Source organism: Streptomyces sp. NPDC058964 (assembly GCF_042741275.1).
Lineage (GTDB): Bacteria > Actinomycetota > Actinomycetes > Streptomycetales > Streptomycetaceae > Streptomyces.
In genome coordinates, this window is sequence record NZ_JBHYKH010000885.1 from 1 (window position 1) to 1,939 (window position 1,939).

2 protein-coding genes are annotated in these 1,939 nt (G+C 68.7%); both read left to right on the plus strand.

Features of this window, described 5'->3' with window-relative positions:
* Nucleotides 1–568: 568 nt before the first annotated feature.
* On the plus strand, nucleotides 569–919 hold the full coding sequence (locus ACFW2E_RS45985) for a winged helix-turn-helix domain-containing protein (protein WP_384477912.1): 351 nt from the start codon (nucleotides 569–571) through the stop codon (nucleotides 917–919).
* A 4-nt stretch (nucleotides 920–923) separates the two neighbouring features.
* A complete protein-coding gene (locus ACFW2E_RS45990; RefSeq protein WP_384477909.1) occupies nucleotides 924–1,907 on the plus strand; it encodes a BtrH N-terminal domain-containing protein in 984 nt (327 codons plus the stop codon).
* Nucleotides 1,908–1,939: the final 32 nt, after the last annotated feature.

The window sequence follows — 1,939 nt, forward strand, 5'->3', positions numbered from 1 at the left end:
CCCCCGGCAGCTGGGGCCGCGCCACGACAGCAGCCGGCCCCGGCTGCCCGCCCGGACGCCAAATGCAGGGACGCCGGTCATGGCAAGAGCGGGGCAGCCCAGCTCCGCACGGACACCTCACACGCGCCGATCGCCGTCTGGGTGACCGTGCACGCGCCCGTCACATCAGGTGCGGGCGCTGTGGTGGCAGGCGAGGGTGAGGGCGTGGATGAACATCGCGTGAGAGTGCGCCCGCCCGACGAGTCGGCGGGCGTCGAGTGCAGGTGGATGCGAAGACTGTTGGCCACCGCGCACGGCCTGCATGACCTGATGCTGCTACTCGGCCAGGCCGGGCTTGCGCCTCCGGGCGAGGTGGCCGTGGCTGAACACCCGCTCGTCGTGTGGCACGGAGGAGGGCCCGACGTATGGAAGCCCTGGACGTGCCAGCTCTCCACCCGAACAAGCGTCGACTCCGGGTGAATCTACCGGGACGGGACGCGCGTCTGCGCGGGATCGGCGCTGGCTGGGTATCTGGAGCAGGGCGGCAGCGCATGGCTGGGTGGAGGATCAGGTGTGGACTGCATCGAGGGTGGCCACGCTGATCGGCAGGAAGTTCCACGTCTCCGACAGCGTCTCGGGCGCCACCCGATTGCTGCACCGGCTCGGCTTCAGCCCGCAGATCCCCGCACGGCGCGTCGCCGAACGGGACGAGCAGGCCGTGACCGGCTGGAAGGAGGCGACCTGGGCGGAGGTAAAAGGGCCCGGGCGGCCTGCGGGGGCTACGTCTGCTTCGAGGACGAGACGGGCTTCACGCGACGGCCGCCCAGGGGACGACCTGGGGCCGACGCGGCCGTACCCCGGTCGTGACCATCAGCGGCCGGCGTTCCGGACGGCTGTCGGTGGCACGCCCGTCTGCGCCACTGGCGAGGAGGAGAATTAGTGGCATGACCATGGTGAAGCACATTGATGTCCGCGGTATGCAGCACTGCGAGACGACGGCGCTGGGCGTGCTGCTGCGCCATGAGGGACTCGACTTGTCCGAGCCCATGCTGTTCGGGCTTGGCTCCGGGTTGTCCTTCATCTACTGGGACAGCAAAGGCATGGGTTTTCCCTTCTTGGGAGGCCGGGTCAAGCCGTTCGAGCTCACCAGGAACCTGGCCGCCGTACTCGGGCTTCAGCTGCTGGTCGGGGAGACCACCTCCCCGCGCAAGGCATGGCAGAACGTGGCGGCACCCATCGACGCCGGTCGGCCGGTCGGCCTTCAGCTCGACAGTTACCACCTGGACTACTTCAGCACCAAGGTGCACTTCGGCGGGCACGTCGTGGCCATGTACGGCTACGACGAACAGGACGCCTACCTGGTGGACACCGGCCCGCAGGGCGGAGCCGTCTCGACCAGCCTCGCCGGCCTGGCCAGGGCCAGAGCCGAGCGCGGCCCCATGACCGCCAAGCACCGCTCCTTCACCATCACAGCGCCCGGCAACCTGGCGTCTCCACAGGAGCGGATCATCCCCGCGATCAAGACCTGCGCCAACGCCTTCCTGGACCCGCCCATCGCGAACCTGGGCCACCGGGGCATCGAGAAGACCGCCAAGCAAGTACCGAAGTGGCTGCAGCGCAGCGACAATCCGCGGGAGGACCTGCCACGGGCCGCCATCCTCATGGAGAGGGCCGGCACCGGCGGCGCCCTGTTCCGCAATCTCTACCGGGACTTCCTCGCCGAGTGTGCCCAGTTGATCGACAGCAGCCACCTGCGCACTGGCCACAGCCTGTATACCGAGGCCGCCACCCTCTGGACGCAAGTGGCCGCACTCATCGGGACAGCAGGCGAATCCGGCGACGCGAAGAACCTCATGCAGGCCGGCTCCATCCTCCACCAGCTCTCGCGCATCGAACGCGATGCGATGCAGGCACTCAGCATGCTATAGGAGAGCCGGTCCGGCTGGTCATGTGTGAAGCC